A 19,318-nucleotide genomic window follows, 5' to 3' on the forward strand; every position below is an offset into this window, starting at 1 on the left:
GCTCTCCACCTATGCTGGCTTACGAGCATAGGTGGAGAGCGGCGCCTGCTTCTCGGGGATCAGCGTGCAATGAAGGGCAGAAAAAGCTGTTTTTTTGTGGTATCGTGTGGTGTCCAGAATCCGCCGTTGAGCACATACCCACCACCACTGGTGGATGCTGCATCAGGCTGGCCGATCGTACCATCGATGGTGTACCCACTCCCGCTGGCCGATCCGCCGCCGCTATCAATGGTAAACCAGCCATGCTCAAAGTCCATCGATGATGCAGCACTGATGCCGCCCACCACGGTCACCGCCAAGGCAAAGACCCCGATCAGCAGTCCCCACCGTCGTTGTCGTCGTTGCATACGCCGTCTCCTCAGTTGGTTACAAATGCGCTGACGTAGCTCCATTCGTTATTATTCCAATTTGTCGCATTGGTCGAACTGCCACACATGCCAACATTGTACGTACCAGCCGGATACCCACTGGCAATTCCATTGAGTGAGAAACTTATGCGGGTATTTTGCGGGACTTGGAGTCCATCCATGCCTTGGCCTACTCGTAGCAGGGATGATCCTGTCCCAGTCGATTGGACACAGAGATCCAACGTTAAATTCGATGCACCGCCAGGCATGCTCGACCCTAGGGCTTTACTGGCATAGATAATGATTTTCTGATTTGTACTAATGGTCACTTGCGCCGTTGTACCGATAAAGGCCGTGGTGGTGGTAGGATCTGCACCCCTTGTGTTAACGAACGCCGATGAGACAATCCCGGTCGATCCTTGCGGTCCTGTCGCGTCGATTGGGCCTTGTGCGCCAGTTGCACCTTGGCTCCCTTGAGGGCCGGTTGCACCTTGCAGACCTTGTGTCCCATGACAGACGTACCGCGTCAGGCTTGCAAGAACTTCACTGGTATCCAATGTCCCATTGCCATTCGAGTCGAGACCTACCTCGACCTTGACACCACCAGTAGCACAGTTTGCTCCTGGCGCTTCGGCACTCGTTCGAATAGCGGTATTTAAGCCGTTGGAACCTTGTAGACCCGTCACCCCGATTGGCCCTTGCAGACCGGTATCGCCTTGCAGACCTTGCGGGCCGACATCACCCTGAAGCCCTTGGGGGCCTTGCGGACCAGTCAACCCGATTGGGCTTTGGAGACCAGTATCGCCTTGTAATCCTTGCGGGCCTTGTGGTCCAGTCAACCCGATTGGCCCTTGCGGGCCGACATCACCCTGAAGCCCTTGGGGACCTTGTGGGCCAGTTAATCCCGTTGGATCGCCAACCCATTGGCCTTGGGCGTTAATCACGAGTTCGCCACCGATGCTTACTGACTGTGGCGTAATCGCTCCAATCGCATTCAATGCCAGTGGGGCGGGTTGAACGGAGGTACGCGGTGTAAGCGTGACGTAGTTCCCACTACCCGCAGGACAGCGTACTGCAATTTCTAAGTAGCGGGCATCGACCGTCCATGCGGTAGCACCAAAGTCGACTAAAACCGTGAAAAGGCTATTGGCAACTGGAACCGCATTGCGGGCGTTGGTGCTTCCGATTTGCGACCCCGCCGTATCCGCATCAAAGAGCCGGAACTCAAAATCACATTGGGTGTTGATGGTCTCACCATTGTGGCGTAATTGGCCTTGATAGGTAAACGCAGTGCTCGTTGGCGGTTGGCTGGCAGGATGGGCACTTTGGGCACTCGAGTTGGTGGTAAACAGCAAACCAATCACGAGGAAGCCGAAGATTTCATACAACGTCCGGCGGCGGGCACCATGAGCAGAGGAGGGGGATATAAGCACTCCTTCAATACACGGGAAACACAAACATCACTGGTGGGTAACGCATGCTCTGGTTGATGCAGAGGAGAGGTCGTTCAACGATCGGATCCTTCCATGAACCAGCTCTCGACTGTTATCGCATGAAGGCCAGCAGTATGATCTGACGCTACGAACGCACGGAATAATCGGGGATGGACGTGCCGCACGCCCTACCCATCGGTACCAAACACGGTGAGCGACCGCCGTCATCGTGGATGAAGACGGTATGTCGATCAGTCATGCTGCACAGCATGGATTGCATAGCGCTCGGTTCATACTCGTACTGATCCTAAAAAATGAACCTTACGAGGAACCTAATCTCTCGGTAGCATTTTAGAGCCTTTCCATGTGCTCATTCCATCCAAAACGCGTCTCGCGGGTACGTTCAATAGCGCTAGAATGGCGAAGGCGTCTTGGACGCGTGTCACTCGTGCCGTGGCGCTCCGGTAGCGATGGATTGGGTGTTCCAAATTACCCCTCCCGTGACATCGATATTCCAGTAGCCCGCTATGAGACTTTTTCGGCGGATTGTGAGACTTTTCGCTCGTCGCATGCGGCTATGCTTCACGTATCGAATGATAACGTGTGATGTATGTATCGGAGGATGGGAATGATGATTCGTCGACGAATTGTTCAACTGGGCATCGCTGGGATGCTCATGGTGGGAATCAATACGCCCGCGTTTGCAAGTGGAACCCTGACGCACAAGTTTACCGATCTCAATACCGTGGATGTGATGCCGACCGTTAACGTGATGGATTATGGCATGGCAACGACGATAGGAACGATCGACTCGACTGTTGGGATGCAGACTTTTGTGAGCGCGGTGCGGAAAACGGATGGAAATTTACGGCTTAATGCGTATTATGTAAATCCAACAACGTACGCGAAGCTTGGTGCGGATGCCGATGATGGTGGGGCCTTCCATGATGTTGCCATTGCCCAAGTCGATACCACCGGCTTGGTCGTCGCTGCGGTTGAAATGCCCGATAATACCCTCAAGTTTATTGCCTATGATGTGAACGCTGGCCCAAATGACCGGACGATTCAGCGGCTCAATGATTTTGTACCGACCAACTTTCCGACCTTATCCACCGTGACCAATGTGCAAATTACCGGCATTGGCCCCTTACTCGGTCAAAAGTTCGTGACCCTTGTGCGTAAACAGGATGGATCGATGCGGTTGGATTCGTGGCAAGCGACTCGCAATCCCAATAATACGGTGACCTTTACGCCGTTGTCGGTGGTGGATGGGGTCGCCCCCGTTGGCGAAATCGCCCTGATCCGCAACACAACCCTTTCATGGCAGTTTGTGACCCTGCATCAGGACAGCAATGATACGATGAACGTGCGGGTCTGGAGCGTCGATCAGAATGCGGCTGCCGGCTTCAATCTGCTCGCCAGTCGTGCCCAAGGCTCAGCCATTGAGGGCTTCGATGTCGCATTTTCGAGTGATCGCATTCTTACCGCACGCTATACCACCAGTGGGGTTACTTCCGTTGAGCGGTGGAGCGTTGTGGGCCAGCAGATTAATTTGGTGGCGCATGGTGCAGGGCCAAGCGGGACAAATGGTCTCCAAATCTTCGATATGGGGGGCGGTGATGTTGTTGTTGCGCAACACGATGTGCTTGGGTTCATGTCGCAGCATACCATGAGCACGGTTGGGTCAGCCATCACGCTCGATCCGGGAGGAATGGTCGATATGCATCAAGCAATCGATGGCATGAGTGGCGTCGATGGAGGTGGTGGCCGATTGTTTTATGCTATTGCCGATGGCAATGGGGGGGATCTCTCCCATCAACTGTGGCACCACCAATAAGCACCGTAGTTAGATCAGGGGGTACGTAGCGGAGCCGCTCGGTTATCCTCATGGCTTCAGTCCTGAATTTAGGACTGAAGCCATTTCACTGCAGCGGTTGATATTTATTACGAATCCGTGCCCTGCATCCACCGTGTCGTCGCGCCGAGCGCAGCCCACCAAAGGAGCGTCATCCCCCAGAGGACGGCAAACAGGAGAAAGAGACGTTCGCGACCCACAAACGTCATGAAAATTCCCAGCCCAAATCCAGCACTGCCCAAGATGATCCCGCTCCAGCCGAGCCGGCGCCCGCCGGCACTACTCCGCACCAAGCCTATGCCGAGGAAGCCAAAGGCCAGCCAATTGATCATCACATTCAGGGGGAAAAGGCCCCGCCCGAACCCAACCGGCGACAAGACCGCAACGACACTTGCAGCAACGATCTGCTCGTCCGGTGGTGCAACCAGCCATGTCCGAATGGCAGCCGGATAGGCGATATCGAGTGCCATGCCAATCGTCCACACAACCACACCAACCCCATGAAACTGGGCCCCGAGCCGTGCCCAGAGCGCACCGTGCGCCGAAAGCACCGCTGGAACACTGGACGTTCCCGCCATAATACTCCACATGCCGACCGTAATCAGTAGGGCACAGGCCTGAAGCCGGACTGCCTGCGCTCCATAGCGTGCTTGGGAAGCCTGTACATCGGTAAGATCGAGGGTTGGCAGGGCGAGTGTCCCGACGAGGATCATAATCGCACCAACCAGAAAACTCGTTCGGATGATTGTCCGGAGGGTCGCGATTGGTGGAGATAGGTTGTCAGTCGTCATCAGTGTTCCATTCATGCATGCCAGCGGAGAACATAGCCAGCCGTAAGTCGCTGAATTATGCCTCCCAACTCCGTGAATATGGGTCATTATACGCGAGGTGTAGCAGGAGCCTCGCGCGTCGGCTGGTCGTCATCGCGACCAGCTCGACGAGGTCGCAACATCCAAGCGCATCATGACGTGTTTGAGGATATTCTCCGAGTCGCAAACGCTGAGTTTATGATTGATCTGCGGATTTCGTGGATGGAGAGTATTCCAAGTAAGCCAAGCATAATCCCTATTTGCCCATAGAGGATGTGATCAATTGTATGATGAAACCGAGCAATAATGACCACTTGTGTTATCCCTGCGACAATGGTTGCCCATGCCCCAAACGAACGATCTTGAGCAAGTTGATAGGTAATGATAATATTTGCAACGGCATAACAACTGGTTGCGGCAGCATACAGCCACAACAAATGCGCCATTGAGCCATAGGCAGCACCAAAGAGCCATCCAAGGAGGAGGGTGGGAATAGCCTTACACACTACCGTAATGAGTCCAGCAATACCAATGGTTATGAGTATACTGTGCCAAAACAGTTGTTGTTGTTCTCGATGATGCGGAGCATTTAAAACGCGAGGAAAGAGAATTGTTCCTACGGTCGCGGTTGCAAAAAATACGACCCGGCCAATCAGGGCTAAAGCGGCATATTGTCCCGCAATCAGAGCTGGGAACCATGCTTTAACCACTATGACATCGCTATTATTAATAAAGACTTGTCCCAAGAGATGCATGATAATAGGAATCATAGCAGTCATCCGGATTGCTTGCTTCGTTCCATGAACGATGCTGTTGGTTTGATAGTTGGCCATCCTGAACCATGCAAGAATAATCGAACTACTTAAGGCAATAGTTGCACCCACAACACCCATCCCTAAGGCAACCAAACTTAATGCGCCTAACAACCGGATTCCCATTTCGAGTTGAAAATTCCACGCTAAACGTCCAAAATGCGCGCATCCTTGCGCGATACCACGCTCAACCCCAAGCGCATAATAGCATGTTAATCCGGCCCCTAAGATGATAAATGGCAGGGAACTTGTCGTCTGAAAAAGGCCTTGCCATATGGATGCAAACAATCCAAGCCCCAATAGACTCAGCCCACCACAAACCCAAGCAACACGCCGCAGCATGGTTAGCATATGCTGATTATTAACACCAACAATAGCACGTGCTGTCGCCATCTGGAGTCCGCTTGTAATAAATGTTGCAACCAGAAAAAAGGTGATGATTAAATTAATGTCGGCATAGGCTGATGGGCCAAGCCATCGACCCATGACTACGTTGAACCCATAGTTGCCTGCATTGACCAGCATCATGCTCATAAAGAGCCAGAATCCTGGCCGCTTTTTTACTTGCTTGCTGATAGTAGCCTTGATTAATTGAGGTGTTGAGTGGGATAGGCTGTGCATTGTGTATCCTTCTGTACGTTCTTGGATATGATCCTGCTGATTTACCAAATACGGAGTGCCGATTCCATGGATGGACTACTGGTAAAGACGCGATCAAATTTAGTGAGGCTCACAATTCGCCGTGCTGCTTCGGATGTTGGCCAAATAACGCGAATATCACCCGCCTGTTCGCGAACACGTTTCAGCACATTGACTAAGGCGGCCATGCCAGCACTATCAAAAAAACTCACGGTTGTCATATCAATCACGATATAGTTCGTCTGCAAGAGTATCTGATCAGCAGTTTGGCGAAACATGGATACGGCTGCAATATCAAAGCGATCAGCTATCGTCACGATCCCTATTTGGATAGCGTGGGTTTGACGACGAATGGTCATGGGCTGCTCCTATGTTTTTGATCAACCGCCAATGATTGGTGGTTGCTATGCGACGATAGTGGAGTGAATCCACAAGTTGCTCAACGATAAACAAACCATATCCGCCTTCTTGTCCATCCTCCAGATCGGGAAGCACACGATGCTCAGGAGAAAATGGTGTGCCCCAATCGTAGATATTAATTTCAAGCTGCTTCTGATAGGGATGGAAGCGCGCATTAAGGACAATCGAACCAAGATCAGTAGCCGTATAGGCATGCAGAATAATATTGGTGCATACTTCATGAACGGCAAGTTCGATGGCATACGTCGTCTGCTGATCGTCATCTAACAGTGGTAGTGTGTGCAAAAATTGACGAATCGCGGTTGCGATCTCGACAAGGGTGTCGATGCGGGCAGCCATAACGATATTAACCATAGCAAACCTCATGGTGTGGCTTTCAATATAATCAGTGTTCGATCATCTTCTTGATGACAACCATCGGCAAAGGCTTCGATATGGGTAAAAAAAAGCTCACATAAGGCTGCTGCTGGTAAGGCATGATGTTGGCTTAACAAGTGACAGAGCCGTTGATAGCCAAACATTTCTTGCTGATGGTTATGGGTTTCGTTAAAGCCATCAGTTGCTCCAACCATGATATCGCCCGGATGCAGGATTTGGGCATGGCTTCCGGCACACAGCTGTGGTAATACCCCAATAGGCGGGCAATCCGCTTCAAGCAACTGTGTTTGCTCATTGCTATAGAGCAAGACGGGCGAATGCCCTGCATTGGCAAACCAAAGCATATGGGTTTTAGGATGATAAATTGCAACAAAAACGGTTATAAAGACGCCAACCGTCGTTAAATCATCGTAGAGATCGAGATTCGTCCGTTCAAGAATGGCCGCAGGATCATGGGTTGCGAGTGCCGCAGTTCTGAGCGCGGTTCGACTCAGCATCATGAGTAACGCAGCGGCAACGCCTTTGCCGACAACATCACCAATCATAATGGCAACGCTTCCATCAGGCCGTTGCAGGACATCATAGAAATCGCCCCCGACACTGTGAGCGGGTTTAGCATATGCGGTGAGTTGGATATCGGCAATCTGCGGTAGTGGCGTATTCAGCAGGCGTTGCTGGACACGTTGGGCTAAAGCGAGATCGGCCTCAATTTGGATTTTGGCCAAACTCTCTTGATAGAGCATCTGTTGTTCAAGATGATGACTGATATGCTCACAAATGGCTTGAACAAATTTAATATCGGTTGCGCTAAACTCACCTTCTTGATGACAAATACCGAGCCCACCAGCAATAATGACCGAACGAATGGTAATCGGAACCCATAAAAGATTTGCAACTCCTAAGGATTGACAAATAGGATCGTGATTGGTAAAAAGGGTTAATTGGTTAGTTTGAATTGATCGAAGGATGCTTTCGGAGATCGGCATAACCCCGTGAATAATGCTCTGTTGAAATCCTAATCCTGCGCCAAAACTGATCCATGCATTCGTGGTTTTAGTTAAACGTACAACCTCCCGCATAAGCGATTGCATTAACGTTGAAAGATCAGCCGATTGTCCCATCGAAGCCCAAATATCATACAAGGTTACTAATTGATCTTGACAATCGATTAATTCATCGGTTAATAGTTGAACTGTCTGCTGATACTGGAGAACTGCTGCGAGCAATCCAGCGTCAGCATTCAGCCGTTCTTGCCAGTTCGCATGGTGGCTACCAGCAAGATGTAATTCACCAATCATTTGTCCATTCACGATTAATGGAGCGCGATATTCCACCGTTGTAATGTGACTTGGTGTCGGCCAAACATAGTGATAATGATCATCAATCCATAACCCAAACGCCTGAATACCAGTTTTGATCCAGGCATGGGCAATGGTTTCAAGGGCTGGATTATGGGGGAAGATCATTGACATACGTTGATCCTGCCTTTAAGGTGCAATCTTTGCCAGCGCTTCATCAATGGTGGTGGTCACGACGAACACCCGATCAAGCCGCGTTAGTTCAAGAATAATGTGGACTGGCTGTTGTAAACCGCAAATCTGAAAACTTCCATTCAGCATCGACGCCTGTTTGCTTAATCGAACCATCCAGGATAAGGCAGCTGAATCAACAAAATTGACTCGACTAAGATCCAAAATGATATGCGGCATCGTTGCGGATGGCTGCCATGAGCGGAAGTGCATCAGACTATGGATATCAAAACGCCCTTCGAACGCGAGAATCTCGGTTTTTGGGATTGGACTCATGTGGTGATGCATCATAAAAGCTCCTGCTGGAGGTGGGTCTTGATTGCTGGCAAGGGTCGCAACGTGTGGATGTGTAAGAGATACCAATCAGCAACATCACTAATCGGAAGACCACATGCCGCTGCATAATTTTGGAGACCTAAACGATGGCTGGCAGCAGGGTCACGCACGATGTACGCTAAGGCCTGCACAAGGCTGGTAACGTTTTCAGGCTCAAAAAAAACGCCAGTAAACCCTTCTTCTTCAACGACATCAGCCAGATCTCCGAGGTTTGGTAAAATTGCGGCACGACCATAGGAACCCGCCTGATGGAGCACGCCGGAACTTCCCGTCGTACTCGTATAGGGAAAAACGACAGCCGTTGCCGATTGAAAGAGGTCTGCAACCGCATCTTCAGGCACATAGCCGGTAAAACGGACATTTGGGATTTGCTGATACTGCTGCTGAACAGTTGCTAAGTAGCCAGCTGCATTAGGGCTATCTGAGCCAGCAATCACTAATTCCATGGGTCGATCATGGTTCGATTGAACTTGGGCAAAGGCCTCAATGAGGGTTTCCACCTTTTTATAGGTGCCAAATTTGCCAAAGGCCAAAAATCGGCAGCAATCGCTGGTTGGTGGCATGGGTGGCGGCGGGGTTTCAAACGCTCCATGCGGTGCGAGGAGCACATTGGTTGCACCATAGACTTGCTCTAAAATATCAACATAGCGCGGAATCGTGACGGCGACCAGATCAGCGCGTAAGAGTTGGCGGGTAATGATGCGGCCTGCCATTTTGGTCAGCCAAGTGACGACCCGATTTCCGGCAAAGCCCGCTTGGTTAAGATCAACAGTCTCCATAATATTGTGGAGAAGAACGACGCTAGGAATCGCTTTTTGGCGGACTAACGCTGGGGTTAAGAGCGCGAGCGCTGCCGGAATCCGCCGATTCCCAAAGGTGGCAAACTGAAGATTAAACAGCACGGCATCGGGATTGAGCGACTCAATTACCCGCAGCAAGCGATAGGGGGTATCCCAGCGATTAAACGCCCAACAGCGGACAATGCGGACAGGAATCCCATCACACTGGTTTGAAAGTTCGGCCTGATCTGGAGGAAGCTGATCTGCTAAAAGAATGAGTTCAGCAAGCTCATGTTTTTGCTGAAAGGCGCGGACAAAATGCCATGCATATTCATTAAGCGTACCCATGCTTGGTGGGAAGGTTGTCACGATCACGAGCCTTAAGCGGGGATTTGGCATAACGACCTCGCAGGTTATTAACGTGAATGGTCAGAATATCGCGAACAAAGCGGTAGGTATCGCGGATAGGATGCACCGTTGAACCTGGGGCATCAATCCATTCGACCGGAATTTCAATGGTTTGGTAGTGGTATTTTTTGGCGAGAAACAATAATTCAAGATCAAAGGCAAAGCCGGGCATCGTTTGGAGTTGGGCTAAGTGTTTGGCAACACTTTGATGAAAGACTTTAAAGCCACATTGACTATCGTGAACTTCCAACTGTAGACCATAGTGGACAATCGTACGTAACGTTGCGCTCATCATCCGGCGAATTAGATTTCGATGTTGGGTATCGGCAGCGGTGGTTGCACGCGACCCAATTGCAAGATCATAGGCACCAGTTTCAAGCAGTGGCAGTAGTTGATGAATTTGCTCAATCGGGGTTGAGTTATCAGCATCGGCAAACAGTATAAAATCGCCGCGAGCAGCGAGGATGCCTTGGCGAACCGCATTACCTTTGCCGCAGTTGGTTGGGGTTCGCAACACGCTAAGGTTGGCAAAATGCAGTGCTTCAATCAGGCCAACGGTATCATCAGTGGAGCCATCATCGCTAATAATTAACTCCCATGGACGGCCTAGCGCACAGAAACAGGCAATAATCGCTCCAATGGTTGGTAAAATCCGTTCTTGTTCATTAAAACAAGGAACGATAACCGAGATATACGGTGTTGTGGTGAGTGGCTCTGTTTTCCATCGGGCATAACATAGTGGTGCCATGGAACTATCCCCGTCATCGTTAAGAAATATGATACGCTGAGCATACGGGCTTTCGGCTCATTTGCGTATGGTCTAACAGTACACCATGCCAATAGGCCTTTTGCTTGGTGCTATGATGCTTCGTAGCGTCTGTCATCATGCTGTCAGGACTGATCGCTGTGTTTTGGGGGATGCATGGGTATGCTTAGAGGAATCGATGAGGTACAAGTATATGCAGCGTCGTGTTCCAATTAATCCCTATCTGCTGACGGCCTTGATGCTGGTGATTGCTTTTCATGGCATTTTGCTGGTATCGGGGAATTTTAAGCGCACCTATGATGCCTATGTGCATATTTTTTTTGCGGATCACTATCGGCGAACGTGGTTTGATCATTGGGATTATCGTTGGTATACCGGCTTTCCGTTAATTAGCTATCCACCAGGCTCGCAACAATCAATCGGGTTGTTAGGAAGGGCGATTGGCTTACTACCAGCGTTTGTCGTAGTGCAAATAGCGGCATTGCTCAATTTAACCCTCGGCATGTATCGGTTTGCCAAACTGTGGGTTTCAGAGGAAGCAGCTGGCTATGCGGCGCTCTTAATTGTGTTCAGTTCGAGTATTTGCGAAACTGTGCATGTGTTTGGGCAGCTACCCACTACCTTTTCGTTGGGATTTTTGCTAAATACCCTGCCATTTGTCAAACGCTGGTTAAGTGAGGGTGATTGGCGTGATTTGATCCGAGCGTGGTTACTCCATGCAGCTACCACAGCAGGGCATCATGTGACCACCTTGTTTGGGGCAGTGTTCTTCGCGGGACCGGTGATTCTGTTGGCGCTTGTTGAAGCATTTCGGCAGCCAAAAGCCGATGAGGCTATGCTGCATCCTGCGCGGATTCGTCGGTCTAATATTCGGCCATTAATGGTTCGGCGCTTCCGCCGGATTGCACCACCATTAATCCGTACGGTGATCTATGGGCCTGGCTTGATTGCGGCCTTGGTGCTGGTGGTCTTGCCATATTGGCTCTGGAGTAGCAGCGATCCGATCAGTCAAGTACCGATTCCCCATGCATCGCGTGACTCTTTTTTAGAAAATCCGAATGCAGGCATTGTCTTTTGGTTATTGCCCTATGGCTCGACCTTGTTGGTGTTGCCCTATCTCTTTTATAAAGGGTTTTTTAGTCGGGCGTGGCCCATGGCACTCTCGATTAGCTTGTTGTTTCTGCTTGGCACCGGTGGTACAACCCCTATTCCAAAAGCCTTGTTGGGTGGCGCGTTTGATATTTTAACCCTTGATCGCTTTACCTTTTGGGCAACCATCTTATTCACCCCCTTGCTTGGGGAATTTGTGGTAAGCATGCGTCGTGGCAATCTTGCACGGTATCTGCGTGAACAATTCGGACGCACCATGTGGCGCACAACGCAAGGTTGTTGTGTACTGATCTATGTTGGGGTAGCGGTGTTTACCGCAAATTTTACCCAATTCCGCCGCTTTCAGCCTGATCCAATTGATCCTGCGCCGTTAGTTGCCTTTCTTGAAAAAGATGAACATTGGCGCTGGCGCTATCTCATGCTTGGATTTGGTGATCAGATGGCATGGGTTTCGGCGCAAACCACCGCGACAACGGTCGATGGCAATTATCATTCAGCCCGTCGGCTGCCAGAATTAACCACAACCCCGGTTGAGCGCCTTGAAGGCGCGAAATTCCGTGGTATTCCAGGGATTGGCTCATTACAGCAATTTTTGGCAGTTCCCGATAAATATAACCTTAAATATGTGTTTTCCAATGATCAGTTTTATGATCCCTTGCTCTATTTTTCCGGCTGGCATCGGGTTCAACGTTTAGAAAATGGCTTGGTGGTTTGGGAACGGGAAGATATTCCGCCCTTACCGGAGATCTTGCCGCGGCGGGAAATTCCATGGTTTCAACGGATTATGTGGGGGATTGTGCCACCAAGTGCCTTATTTTTGGGGATTCTGGCATTAACGGCTAGTCTTTGGGGGCCACGGGTGCGGCGTATGCTTCGGCCATTCTTACCACAGTCGATCCCGATAATTCCCTATCACCGTTGGTGGAACGGGGTCGATCAACGGCTTAAACGTTGGTCGGTCGTGCCGATGACCAACGATCAACAACGAACTCGTTGGCAAATTTGGCGGACGCTCTGGCAAAAACGCCCAAGGCTTAAGCCAGCGCCACCATCGGCACAGGCAGTGCGCAATGGCTTAATCGGCTTAATCATCCTTGGAAGTAGTATTGTACTCTGGCGATACTCGACTCAGAGCCAGCAAAGCCCCGAGGCTGTTGTCTTGGCCTATTATGATGATCTCGATTTTCGGCGGTTTGCAGCGGCCTATGCCCGACTCGATCCACAGACGCGTCCATCGTATGATCAATATCTGCTTGAACTCTCAGTCCAAGGGGGATTAGTCGCGTCGTATGGCAAATTAGATGCGGTGATCGTCGAAGATTTGGGTGGCGATGCCACAACGCGGATTGTCGATGTGGAGACCCGCTGGGTCACGGCACTCAACGAATACCCAATCAAGGAACGTCTGATCTTGGTGCAGCGTGATGGTCAATGGTATCTACCTACGGCCAAAGTCGATGTGCGAGTTCCACCTGATACCTTTATTCGCCAAGCAGCGATTGATTGGTTTGCCGCTGGCCGACGGCGGGTTACTACAACCATCACCTCGTTTGCTGATGTGCAAGATCGGCCTGAACTTGCTGTGCTTTCGTCGCGCTTGGTATCCTATCAAGGGCGCACTAGTATTGTCGGTGAGGTCTTGAACCTCGATGTTGATCCCGCCGATCTGACGGTAACTGGCATTCTTTTTGATTCTGATGATCGTGAACTAACGCGCTATAACGCCCAATCGGTGATTAATCATAAATTGCTGCCGAAAGAAGTAACCCCCTTTCGGATTGACTTTGAAGGGGTCGCTGGCGCAGTATTGAGTGATACTTTGACCGCTGGCGAATTTGATCCGAATGCCTTCTCTCCTTTAACCCTTGCTTCGCCAATTGATCATTTTACGGTCTATGCCAAAGCCGTGGTGACCAATCGCGATCTGAATCGGGGGTTGGCAGTCCAAGATATTGAGCTTCGTGTTGATGACGAACAACCACACATTCAGTTGACGGCAATTAATAATGGGACGGAAGAAGCCACCATTCCGCATATTTTACTGACCTATTACGATGCCCATGGCGATGTTGCATGGGTTGATCACGCGTTTGTTGCCAGTTCAATTCGCCCACAACGCACAACAGCAGTCAGTATCCCAATTATTCCAGCAACCGCCATTCACGTCATTCAACCTGACGGAGATCTGGTGGTCAATGCCTTAGTTGAAGCAGCGATTCCTCCGGCTGAGCCGGGGTATCTCTTGAACCTGCCAGCAACCACCGGCTATACTGCGGTTCGCATTAGTATTCATGGCTATTTTGCGGAGAATTGATCATGCGTTGGCTCCTGTTATTACTCGGCTGTTGGTGGTTAACCGCATGTCAGCCTCAGCAACCAATGCCCATGCAATCGGCTCCGACTGCGCTGACGATTGAGGTTGCGCCAACCAGTGGCGTTGGTGTTGATCTGCCGATTAGGCTTTACGTTGCCCCAGATTGGAATGGACGCGTAACCCTCACGTTGCAAACAAGCTATGCGGTTCATGTGCAAACGGTCTCGATTCAGCAGGGTTTGGGAACACTACTCTTGACCAAGCCTTGGAATGAGCAACGTGGCGATGTGAGTATCGTAGCCCGTGTGGATCAGCTCCATGCCAGCGCTACAACAACCCTCCAGCCAAGTGCAGTGGTCGAGCCGATTCGCCCATTGGTAGGAGCACGTTCGATTATTGCCAATGGCGCAACCTGGAGTATGGTTGTGGTGATTCCGCATGATCAATTTGGCAATCCGATTGCCGATGCTTCGCTGGTCAATATCACAGCTCAACGCCCAAATCAACAGCGCACTCGGCTAACGGCAAAAACGGCCCATCTGCTTGCCTGGCAACGGCTCTATAGCCAAACGGTTGCGGGAAAGACCTTGATTAGTGCCCAAAGCCAAGGCCGCTTTGGGCCACAAGCCGAATTGCTCGAAGTAGCTGGTTGGCCAGTGCAGCTCAGTGTTCAGCTTGCCCAACCACTGCCCCGGCTAAGCGCTGATGGGTATACATTTATTCCCATTCAAACCAATCTCATTCAAGATGCCTTTGGCAATGTGGTGCCTGATGGAACAAGCGTGGTCTTTGAAGTAGATGACGGACTGGGCCAGAAACGGAGCATTAATAGCGTGACGATTCGGGGCATTGCCGAAACCCAGATTCTGTCACCCAATCAAGCAACGCGGTTCACCATCCAAGCGCGTATTTTTCGCATCACCAGTGCTCCGCTTGTCCTTGATATTCCGCCAGATGGTGCAACTGACTTTCTGGTGCAGGCAGTGGTTGCTACCGATGTGATTAGCGTTACTGTTGGGCCAATTGTTGGTAGCTTGCAACAGTATGTGCCTGATGGAACGATGGCCCTGCTTCAAGTCAACGGCCCCATACGCCTTGAGCAAACGACCGATGTTGTGGCGGGTTATCTTCAAACGACGATTCGGCGATCATTGTTGCCATCAGGACGCTATCTGCTTACGTGTTGGGTTGGTGATCGACAATCCAACCAAGTATTCATTATCCCTTGATGCACACGGAATGATGCTATGAGTCAGCGCCGCTTTAAAATCATCATATGGCTGCTCTTTTTGCTGATGCTTGGCCAATCTGGGGTATGGGTGGTTGGGCGAGTAGCTTGGCTTGTTGCGAGCTTTCAGCAAGGTGCCGACCCGGCGAGTGCGTTAAAGCTACCGCCTATACTACCGCCCGAAGCAACAACGGCAATTCAATGGCTACCAGATGACGCGGATACTGGTCGGGTGATGGAAGATTTTACCCGTCAGCAGCTGACGAGTGATTATGGTCGGGCATGGCTGCAATGGAATACGTCTTTAAAGATTGGCCGCCCCTATAATTTACGCACCAGTTTTAGTGGTCCAGCCTTGCATTATCTTACGACGAGTATCAGTGCAAGTGCGAATATGCAGATAGACCAAATTGATACGGCGCATCGCCTACAGCTGCATTTTTATGCAGCAGATGGCTCAATTGTGGCACTGACTGATACGCAAGCTGAGGTGTATCAGCTGATTTATGATGTCGATGGAAAGCTCGTGTCGGCCCAATGGCTGTATGCACGCTATGAGCTTGTGATGTTATTGCAAGATGGCACATGGCGAATTCGGCATTGGGTGCGCCATGAACTATCAGTACCCCTAGAGCCAACCTATCAACCAAAACCGCAGTTTGTGCAATCCCAGCAACACGATTTACAATTTGAACAACGGCCTTTTATTGCCCGAGGGGTTAATTATTATCCCTCGGCAACACCTTGGCTGCACTTTTGGCCCGCCTATCAACCTCAACAGACGACAATCGATCTTGGGTTGATCCAACAACTCAACCTTAATAGTGTGCGAATTTTCATTCCATTTGCGCAATTTACCGAACCGTATAGCACCAGCCTCTATCTTCGGTCGGTAACCGATTTTCTCGATCAAGCGGAGCAAGCGAATATCAAGGTTATCGTTACCTTATTTGATTTTTTAGGCGATTATCAACTCGCGCGTTGGCAACAAACCGATAGCTACTTAACAACCGTGGTCACGAGCTTACGAGACCATCCGGCGATTATGGCATGGGATGTTAAAAATGAACCCGATCGCGATTATGCAACGGCAAGCCAAGGCGTGGTCGAAGCATGGTTGACCCATACCATTCGCCAACTCCGCCGCCTTGATCCGCATCATCTGATTACGATTGGCTGGTCGACACCAGCGGCCGCTGAACGGTTGTCTCAAGCGGTTGACCTTGTTTCGTTTCATTACTATGCTGCTGCGGAACAGCTTCCAGCAGCCTATCAGCGGCTTAAGCAGATTGTTGGGGATAAACCACTGTTGCTGACCGAGAGTGGATTGTCCACATGGAATAGCCCCTTCTTTCCTCATGGCCATGACCAGCGGGAACAAGCAGCCTACGTGATCAACGTGAGTCAGCAAGCCGAATCGCACAATGGGTTTTTGATCTGGACACTCTTTGATATTCCTGACGTTCCGAGCACCATCGCTGGATTTTGGCCATGGCAACGTGGCCCGCAAATGCACTTGGGATTGTATACCGCTGACTACGAGCCAAAGGTGATCGGCAACGTCTTGCGAGGGCTTGAGCCAGTTCCGGTCGTGCGTTGGTGGGAAGCGTGGCGCAAGCCATTTCGGATTACCGTGATAGGCATCAGCATGCTTGGCATAATAGGCGGATGGCGGACTTATAGCCGCAGACAACGCAAAAAGCGTCGTACTGGTTAGGGCAAAAGGGTCAATCGAAGAATTGCCTGCCCAGAGCGCTGTATCGCCCGTTTATTCACCTCGGCAATCCATTTAATTAAAAGGTTGGCTAGTTTTGGGTATTTTGTCCAGAAATATTCTGCGCCAGCAATCTCGATAATGAATTGCTCGAAACCGGCCTTACGGATTTTATGGGGCAGGAGGCTCTGTTGGCTATCAAAATAACTCACTAAGTCCAGCCATGCGTCACATTCGCGTTGATACCAGCCAGGATAGGCCATTAACTGATCCAAGGCACTACTTAAGGTCGTTTGATTATCGATGGTACTTGTTTCAAGTCGGATACTGCGCATGATCACCCCCCTATGGCTTAAGTGTATGGCTGTAAAGTCCAATTCCAGTTGCGAATTTCAACCGCATGCGACGGTGCCGTATTGGTATTTCCAGGCCAAATACTAATAATTTCCGTCTGGAATCGCGCCGCCGTTTCTGTGCCCCAGCCCACTTTCGGTGTTGCGGTAAAGCAAATCGGAATACTGGTTTGATCAATTGTGAGCCGACAGGTTTGGGTATGATAATCCACTACCATTTCATAGTGATGCCAATTGGTATCCGGTTGGAGGAAGCCACAGGGTATCCAGCCTTGGGTTGTACCATCACTTGACCAGCTATAGATCACCCCAAACGTGCTCATCCATGGGTTGAGCACCCATTGAAAGGCACAGCCGTAATCTAAGTGGGTTTGGCTCCCATCCCAAATAAAGAAACCACCTTCAAAGGTTTGGGCATTGTGGATGCCAGCACTGGTTTGGGGGAGGTATGGTAGGCGAAACTCATAGCTGGTCGTATGAATATAGTCAAACAGAGCCTGATCAACCAACGATGTGTAGGTAATGTTATGGGCCATGACTCCGCGTTGGTTGATATTTGCCCGCAGAATACTTTTAGCAGCTGCTTGCTCGGTTTGAATGTCACTGCTATTGACTGGTAGTTGGTTGGGAGCTGTCCATACACCATCACCAAGTACCGTGTACCAATCAGCGAGTGTTGTCCCACCAAACTGTCGAGCCGTGAGTCCCATCGCAGCGGCTTGTTTGGGATCAAACGATCGAACCAAGAAGCCCGTTGCAACGCTGGTTCCAAGCAGTTTGAGAAAGTGTTTGCGATCCATAGCGGCCTCTCGAGAGATGATGATAGAAATACAAGGAAGAGGATACTAAATTCAAGGGAAAGGGTCGATAGGTTATTGCTCCTGACAGTATGATTTATAGATGAGCCTACCCTCTAGGACTTGTGCCCTAATCCCATCGGTGCACCTGTGTTAATGTGGTTTCTAGTACCCACTCGCGATCTCCCATTGGAAGGAGGCGAAGAATCATGGGATGCGAACCGATTCTCTGGGAGTTGATCACCATAGAGCAGGCATTGGTTAACGCTAGACCATGAAGTCTTGGTCGCACCGAAAGCGCAGTTGTAACCTCATTGATCGTCTCAAAACACGAAACACAGGCCATTCATTCACCAACTACAGACATGCTGTTCATTGTTGATGAATCGCCACATTACCCTTCATGAGGGTCTTTGAGCGCACACGAGGGGTCTATGGTACGGCATTATTGGTCGGTCTATGAAGGAGTTGCTTGATGAGAAGGAGGAGGTAATCAAGATCAAAAGGTTTTGCAAGAAAGCTGCCTGCATAGTCGTCAAGGTCAAGTGCTTGTGCATTGTATCCGCTCATAACGATGATCGGAATCCCACTCGTTGCCTGATTAACTGCTAATTGTGATCCGATGGAACCGCCATGCATGTCAGGAAGATTGGCATCCGTGAGGATTAATTGCGGTATCTGCTGTGTAAGATACGCCATGAGCATAGCCCCCGAGGAGAAGCTGACCACGGTATAACCTTCATCTGTTAAAAATTCTTCCAAGATGGAAACAATAGCGGATTCATCATCAACAAGGACAATCGTAGGCTGCATAGGTCTTCATCAAGCTCCATACATAGGTGACACTAGCTTCTTTTTTGGATTATCCTATGGCACAAATGTGATTATAGATTAAGCGTCATCGAGATATCCATGGATGGAGTGACATCGCTAAGCTCCTTGTCCAAAGATACACCGTTCCGCGCAATGATAGTCATGTTTATATGCACGAGGTAAGGTTCATCTCGATTCGCCACCAGTATCAATGGTGGTCATGGCCCTCATCGCCGTGTCACCATGTCGCTATTCATCGCCTGATCTTCCACTAATAACATAGAGAGTGCATTCAGCGTGCTCTACACAAGCATCAATGATGATCCGATGAGAGAAGATCATGATGAAGTTTAGGTTCTGTCTGATAATTCCATGGTAGACTCTTCGGCAGGAGGTGTCTATGGCTCGCCATGAATTGACCGATGCCCAGTTTGCATTAATTGCCCCGCTCTTACCGACCAAAACCCGCCGTGGCCGC

The 19,318-nt window shown here is 50.3% G+C and carries 17 protein-coding genes; 4 read left to right on the top strand and 13 right to left on the bottom strand.

The window, feature by feature from the left end; genetic code table 11:
* Positions 1–59: 59 nt before the first annotated feature.
* Together SE18_RS23720 and SE18_RS23725 are read right to left on the bottom strand one after the other, a co-directional pair.
* Positions 60–347: a hypothetical protein gene (locus tag SE18_RS23720; RefSeq protein WP_054536968.1), complete on the bottom strand. Its 288-nt coding sequence runs from the start codon at positions 345–347 to the stop codon at positions 60–62.
* 11 nt (positions 348–358) lie between these two features.
* Entirely contained in the window at positions 359–1,780 is a 1,422-nt protein-coding gene (locus tag SE18_RS23725) for a DUF7151 family protein (protein WP_201783533.1), read from the bottom strand.
* A 628-nt stretch (positions 1,781–2,408) separates the two neighbouring features.
* Here SE18_RS23725 and SE18_RS23730 point away from each other — a divergent pair.
* Positions 2,409–3,617, top strand: a complete 1,209-nt coding sequence (locus SE18_RS23730) for a hypothetical protein (protein WP_152976740.1) — start codon at positions 2,409–2,411, stop codon at positions 3,615–3,617.
* 107 nt (positions 3,618–3,724) lie between these two features.
* On the opposite strand, the gene SE18_RS23735 is transcribed toward SE18_RS23730, so the two are convergent.
* From SE18_RS23735 to SE18_RS23770, 8 genes are all read right to left on the bottom strand, one after another.
* On the bottom strand, positions 3,725–4,426 hold the full coding sequence (locus SE18_RS23735; protein WP_054536971.1) for a hypothetical protein: 702 nt from the start codon (positions 4,424–4,426) through the stop codon (positions 3,725–3,727).
* Positions 4,427–4,596: 170 nt separating this feature from the next.
* Entirely contained in the window at positions 4,597–5,877 is a 1,281-nt protein-coding gene (locus SE18_RS23740) for an MATE family efflux transporter (RefSeq protein ID WP_054536972.1), read from the bottom strand.
* A 41-nt stretch (positions 5,878–5,918) separates the two neighbouring features.
* The gene (locus SE18_RS23745; protein ID WP_083470123.1) at positions 5,919–6,254 is read right to left on the bottom strand and encodes an STAS domain-containing protein; all 336 of its coding nucleotides are present in this window, start codon (positions 6,252–6,254) and stop codon (positions 5,919–5,921) included.
* Positions 6,199–6,669, bottom strand: coding sequence for an ATP-binding protein (locus SE18_RS23750; RefSeq protein ID WP_054536974.1), 471 nt, complete (start codon positions 6,667–6,669; stop codon positions 6,199–6,201). Before SE18_RS23750 ends, SE18_RS23745 begins: the two co-directional genes overlap by 56 nt.
* An 8-nt stretch (positions 6,670–6,677) precedes the next feature.
* A complete protein-coding gene (locus SE18_RS23755) occupies positions 6,678–8,165 on the bottom strand; it encodes a PP2C family protein-serine/threonine phosphatase (protein WP_054536975.1) in 1,488 nt (495 codons plus the stop codon).
* A gap of 15 nt (positions 8,166–8,180) precedes the next feature.
* Positions 8,181–8,513, bottom strand: coding sequence for an STAS domain-containing protein (locus SE18_RS23760; protein ID WP_054536976.1), 333 nt, complete (start codon positions 8,511–8,513; stop codon positions 8,181–8,183).
* Positions 8,510–9,706: a glycosyltransferase gene (locus SE18_RS23765; protein WP_236706977.1), complete on the bottom strand. Its 1,197-nt coding sequence runs from the start codon at positions 9,704–9,706 to the stop codon at positions 8,510–8,512. The genes SE18_RS23760 and SE18_RS23765 overlap by 4 nt, the downstream gene beginning before the upstream one ends.
* Positions 9,672–10,493 carry a dolichyl-phosphate beta-glucosyltransferase gene (locus tag SE18_RS23770; protein ID WP_054536978.1) on the bottom strand — a complete coding sequence of 274 codons (822 nt, stop codon included), beginning with the start codon at positions 10,491–10,493 and terminating at the stop codon, positions 9,672–9,674. Before SE18_RS23770 ends, SE18_RS23765 begins: the two co-directional genes overlap by 35 nt.
* Positions 10,494–10,704: 211 nt before the next feature.
* Here SE18_RS23770 and SE18_RS23775 point away from each other — a divergent pair, with 211 nt between their 5' ends.
* Genes SE18_RS23775 through SE18_RS23785 form a run of 3 tightly spaced genes read left to right on the top strand, consistent with a single transcriptional unit; the run spans position 10,705 to position 16,880 of the window.
* The gene (locus SE18_RS23775) at positions 10,705–13,935 is read left to right on the top strand and encodes a hypothetical protein (RefSeq protein WP_054536979.1); all 3,231 of its coding nucleotides are present in this window, start codon (positions 10,705–10,707) and stop codon (positions 13,933–13,935) included.
* A 2-nt stretch (positions 13,936–13,937) separates the two neighbouring features.
* The gene (locus tag SE18_RS23780; RefSeq protein WP_054536980.1) at positions 13,938–15,164 is read left to right on the top strand and encodes a hypothetical protein; all 1,227 of its coding nucleotides are present in this window, start codon (positions 13,938–13,940) and stop codon (positions 15,162–15,164) included.
* Between the two features lie 18 nt (positions 15,165–15,182).
* The gene (locus SE18_RS23785; protein WP_054536981.1) at positions 15,183–16,880 is read left to right on the top strand and encodes a glycoside hydrolase 5 family protein; all 1,698 of its coding nucleotides are present in this window, start codon (positions 15,183–15,185) and stop codon (positions 16,878–16,880) included.
* Here SE18_RS23785 and SE18_RS23790 read toward each other — a convergent pair.
* From SE18_RS23790 to SE18_RS23800, 3 genes are all read right to left on the bottom strand, one after another.
* Positions 16,877–17,140 carry a hypothetical protein gene (locus SE18_RS23790; RefSeq protein ID WP_236706979.1) on the bottom strand — a complete coding sequence of 88 codons (264 nt, stop codon included), beginning with the start codon at positions 17,138–17,140 and terminating at the stop codon, positions 16,877–16,879. The two genes, SE18_RS23785 and SE18_RS23790, sit on opposite strands and share 4 nt — an antisense overlap.
* Positions 17,141–17,229: 89 nt before the next feature.
* Positions 17,230–18,030: a hypothetical protein gene (locus SE18_RS23795; protein ID WP_054536983.1), complete on the bottom strand. Its 801-nt coding sequence runs from the start codon at positions 18,028–18,030 to the stop codon at positions 17,230–17,232.
* Positions 18,031–18,459: 429 nt separating this feature from the next.
* A complete protein-coding gene (locus SE18_RS23800) occupies positions 18,460–18,840 on the bottom strand; it encodes a response regulator (RefSeq protein ID WP_054536984.1) in 381 nt (126 codons plus the stop codon).
* Positions 18,841–19,318: the final 478 nt, after the last annotated feature.

This window comes from Herpetosiphon geysericola (assembly GCF_001306135.1).
Taxonomy (GTDB): Bacteria; Chloroflexota; Chloroflexia; order Chloroflexales; family Herpetosiphonaceae; genus Herpetosiphon; species Herpetosiphon geysericola.

Bases quoted from the DNA above. Each gene is read 5' to 3' on its own strand.
- SE18_RS23735 (WP_054536971.1), bottom strand. From the start codon at position 4,426: ATGACGACTGACAACCTATCTCCACCAATCGCGACCCTCCGGACAATC.
- SE18_RS23770 (WP_054536978.1), bottom strand. From the start codon at position 10,493: ATGGCACCACTATGTTATGCCCGATGGAAAACAGAGCCACTCACCACA.
- SE18_RS23790 (WP_236706979.1), bottom strand. From the start codon at position 17,140: ATGGCCTATCCTGGCTGGTATCAACGCGAATGTGACGCATGGCTGGAC.
- SE18_RS23795 (WP_054536983.1), bottom strand. From the start codon at position 18,030: ATGGATCGCAAACACTTTCTCAAACTGCTTGGAACCAGCGTTGCAACG.
- SE18_RS23750 (WP_054536974.1), bottom strand. From the start codon at position 6,669: ATGGTTAATATCGTTATGGCTGCCCGCATCGACACCCTTGTCGAGATC.
- SE18_RS23785 (WP_054536981.1), top strand. From the start codon at position 15,183: ATGAGTCAGCGCCGCTTTAAAATCATCATATGGCTGCTCTTTTTGCTG.
- SE18_RS23775 (WP_054536979.1), top strand. From the start codon at position 10,705: ATGCAGCGTCGTGTTCCAATTAATCCCTATCTGCTGACGGCCTTGATG.
- SE18_RS23730 (WP_152976740.1), top strand. From the start codon at position 2,409: ATGATGATTCGTCGACGAATTGTTCAACTGGGCATCGCTGGGATGCTC.
- SE18_RS23760 (WP_054536976.1), bottom strand. From the start codon at position 8,513: ATGATGCATCACCACATGAGTCCAATCCCAAAAACCGAGATTCTCGCG.
- SE18_RS23740 (WP_054536972.1), bottom strand. From the start codon at position 5,877: ATGCACAGCCTATCCCACTCAACACCTCAATTAATCAAGGCTACTATC.
- SE18_RS23745 (WP_083470123.1), bottom strand. From the start codon at position 6,254: ATGACCATTCGTCGTCAAACCCACGCTATCCAAATAGGGATCGTGACG.
- SE18_RS23755 (WP_054536975.1), bottom strand. From the start codon at position 8,165: ATGTCAATGATCTTCCCCCATAATCCAGCCCTTGAAACCATTGCCCAT.
- SE18_RS23780 (WP_054536980.1), top strand. From the start codon at position 13,938: ATGCGTTGGCTCCTGTTATTACTCGGCTGTTGGTGGTTAACCGCATGT.
- SE18_RS23720 (WP_054536968.1), bottom strand. From the start codon at position 347: ATGCAACGACGACAACGACGGTGGGGACTGCTGATCGGGGTCTTTGCC.
- SE18_RS23800 (WP_054536984.1), bottom strand. From the start codon at position 18,840: ATGCAGCCTACGATTGTCCTTGTTGATGATGAATCCGCTATTGTTTCC.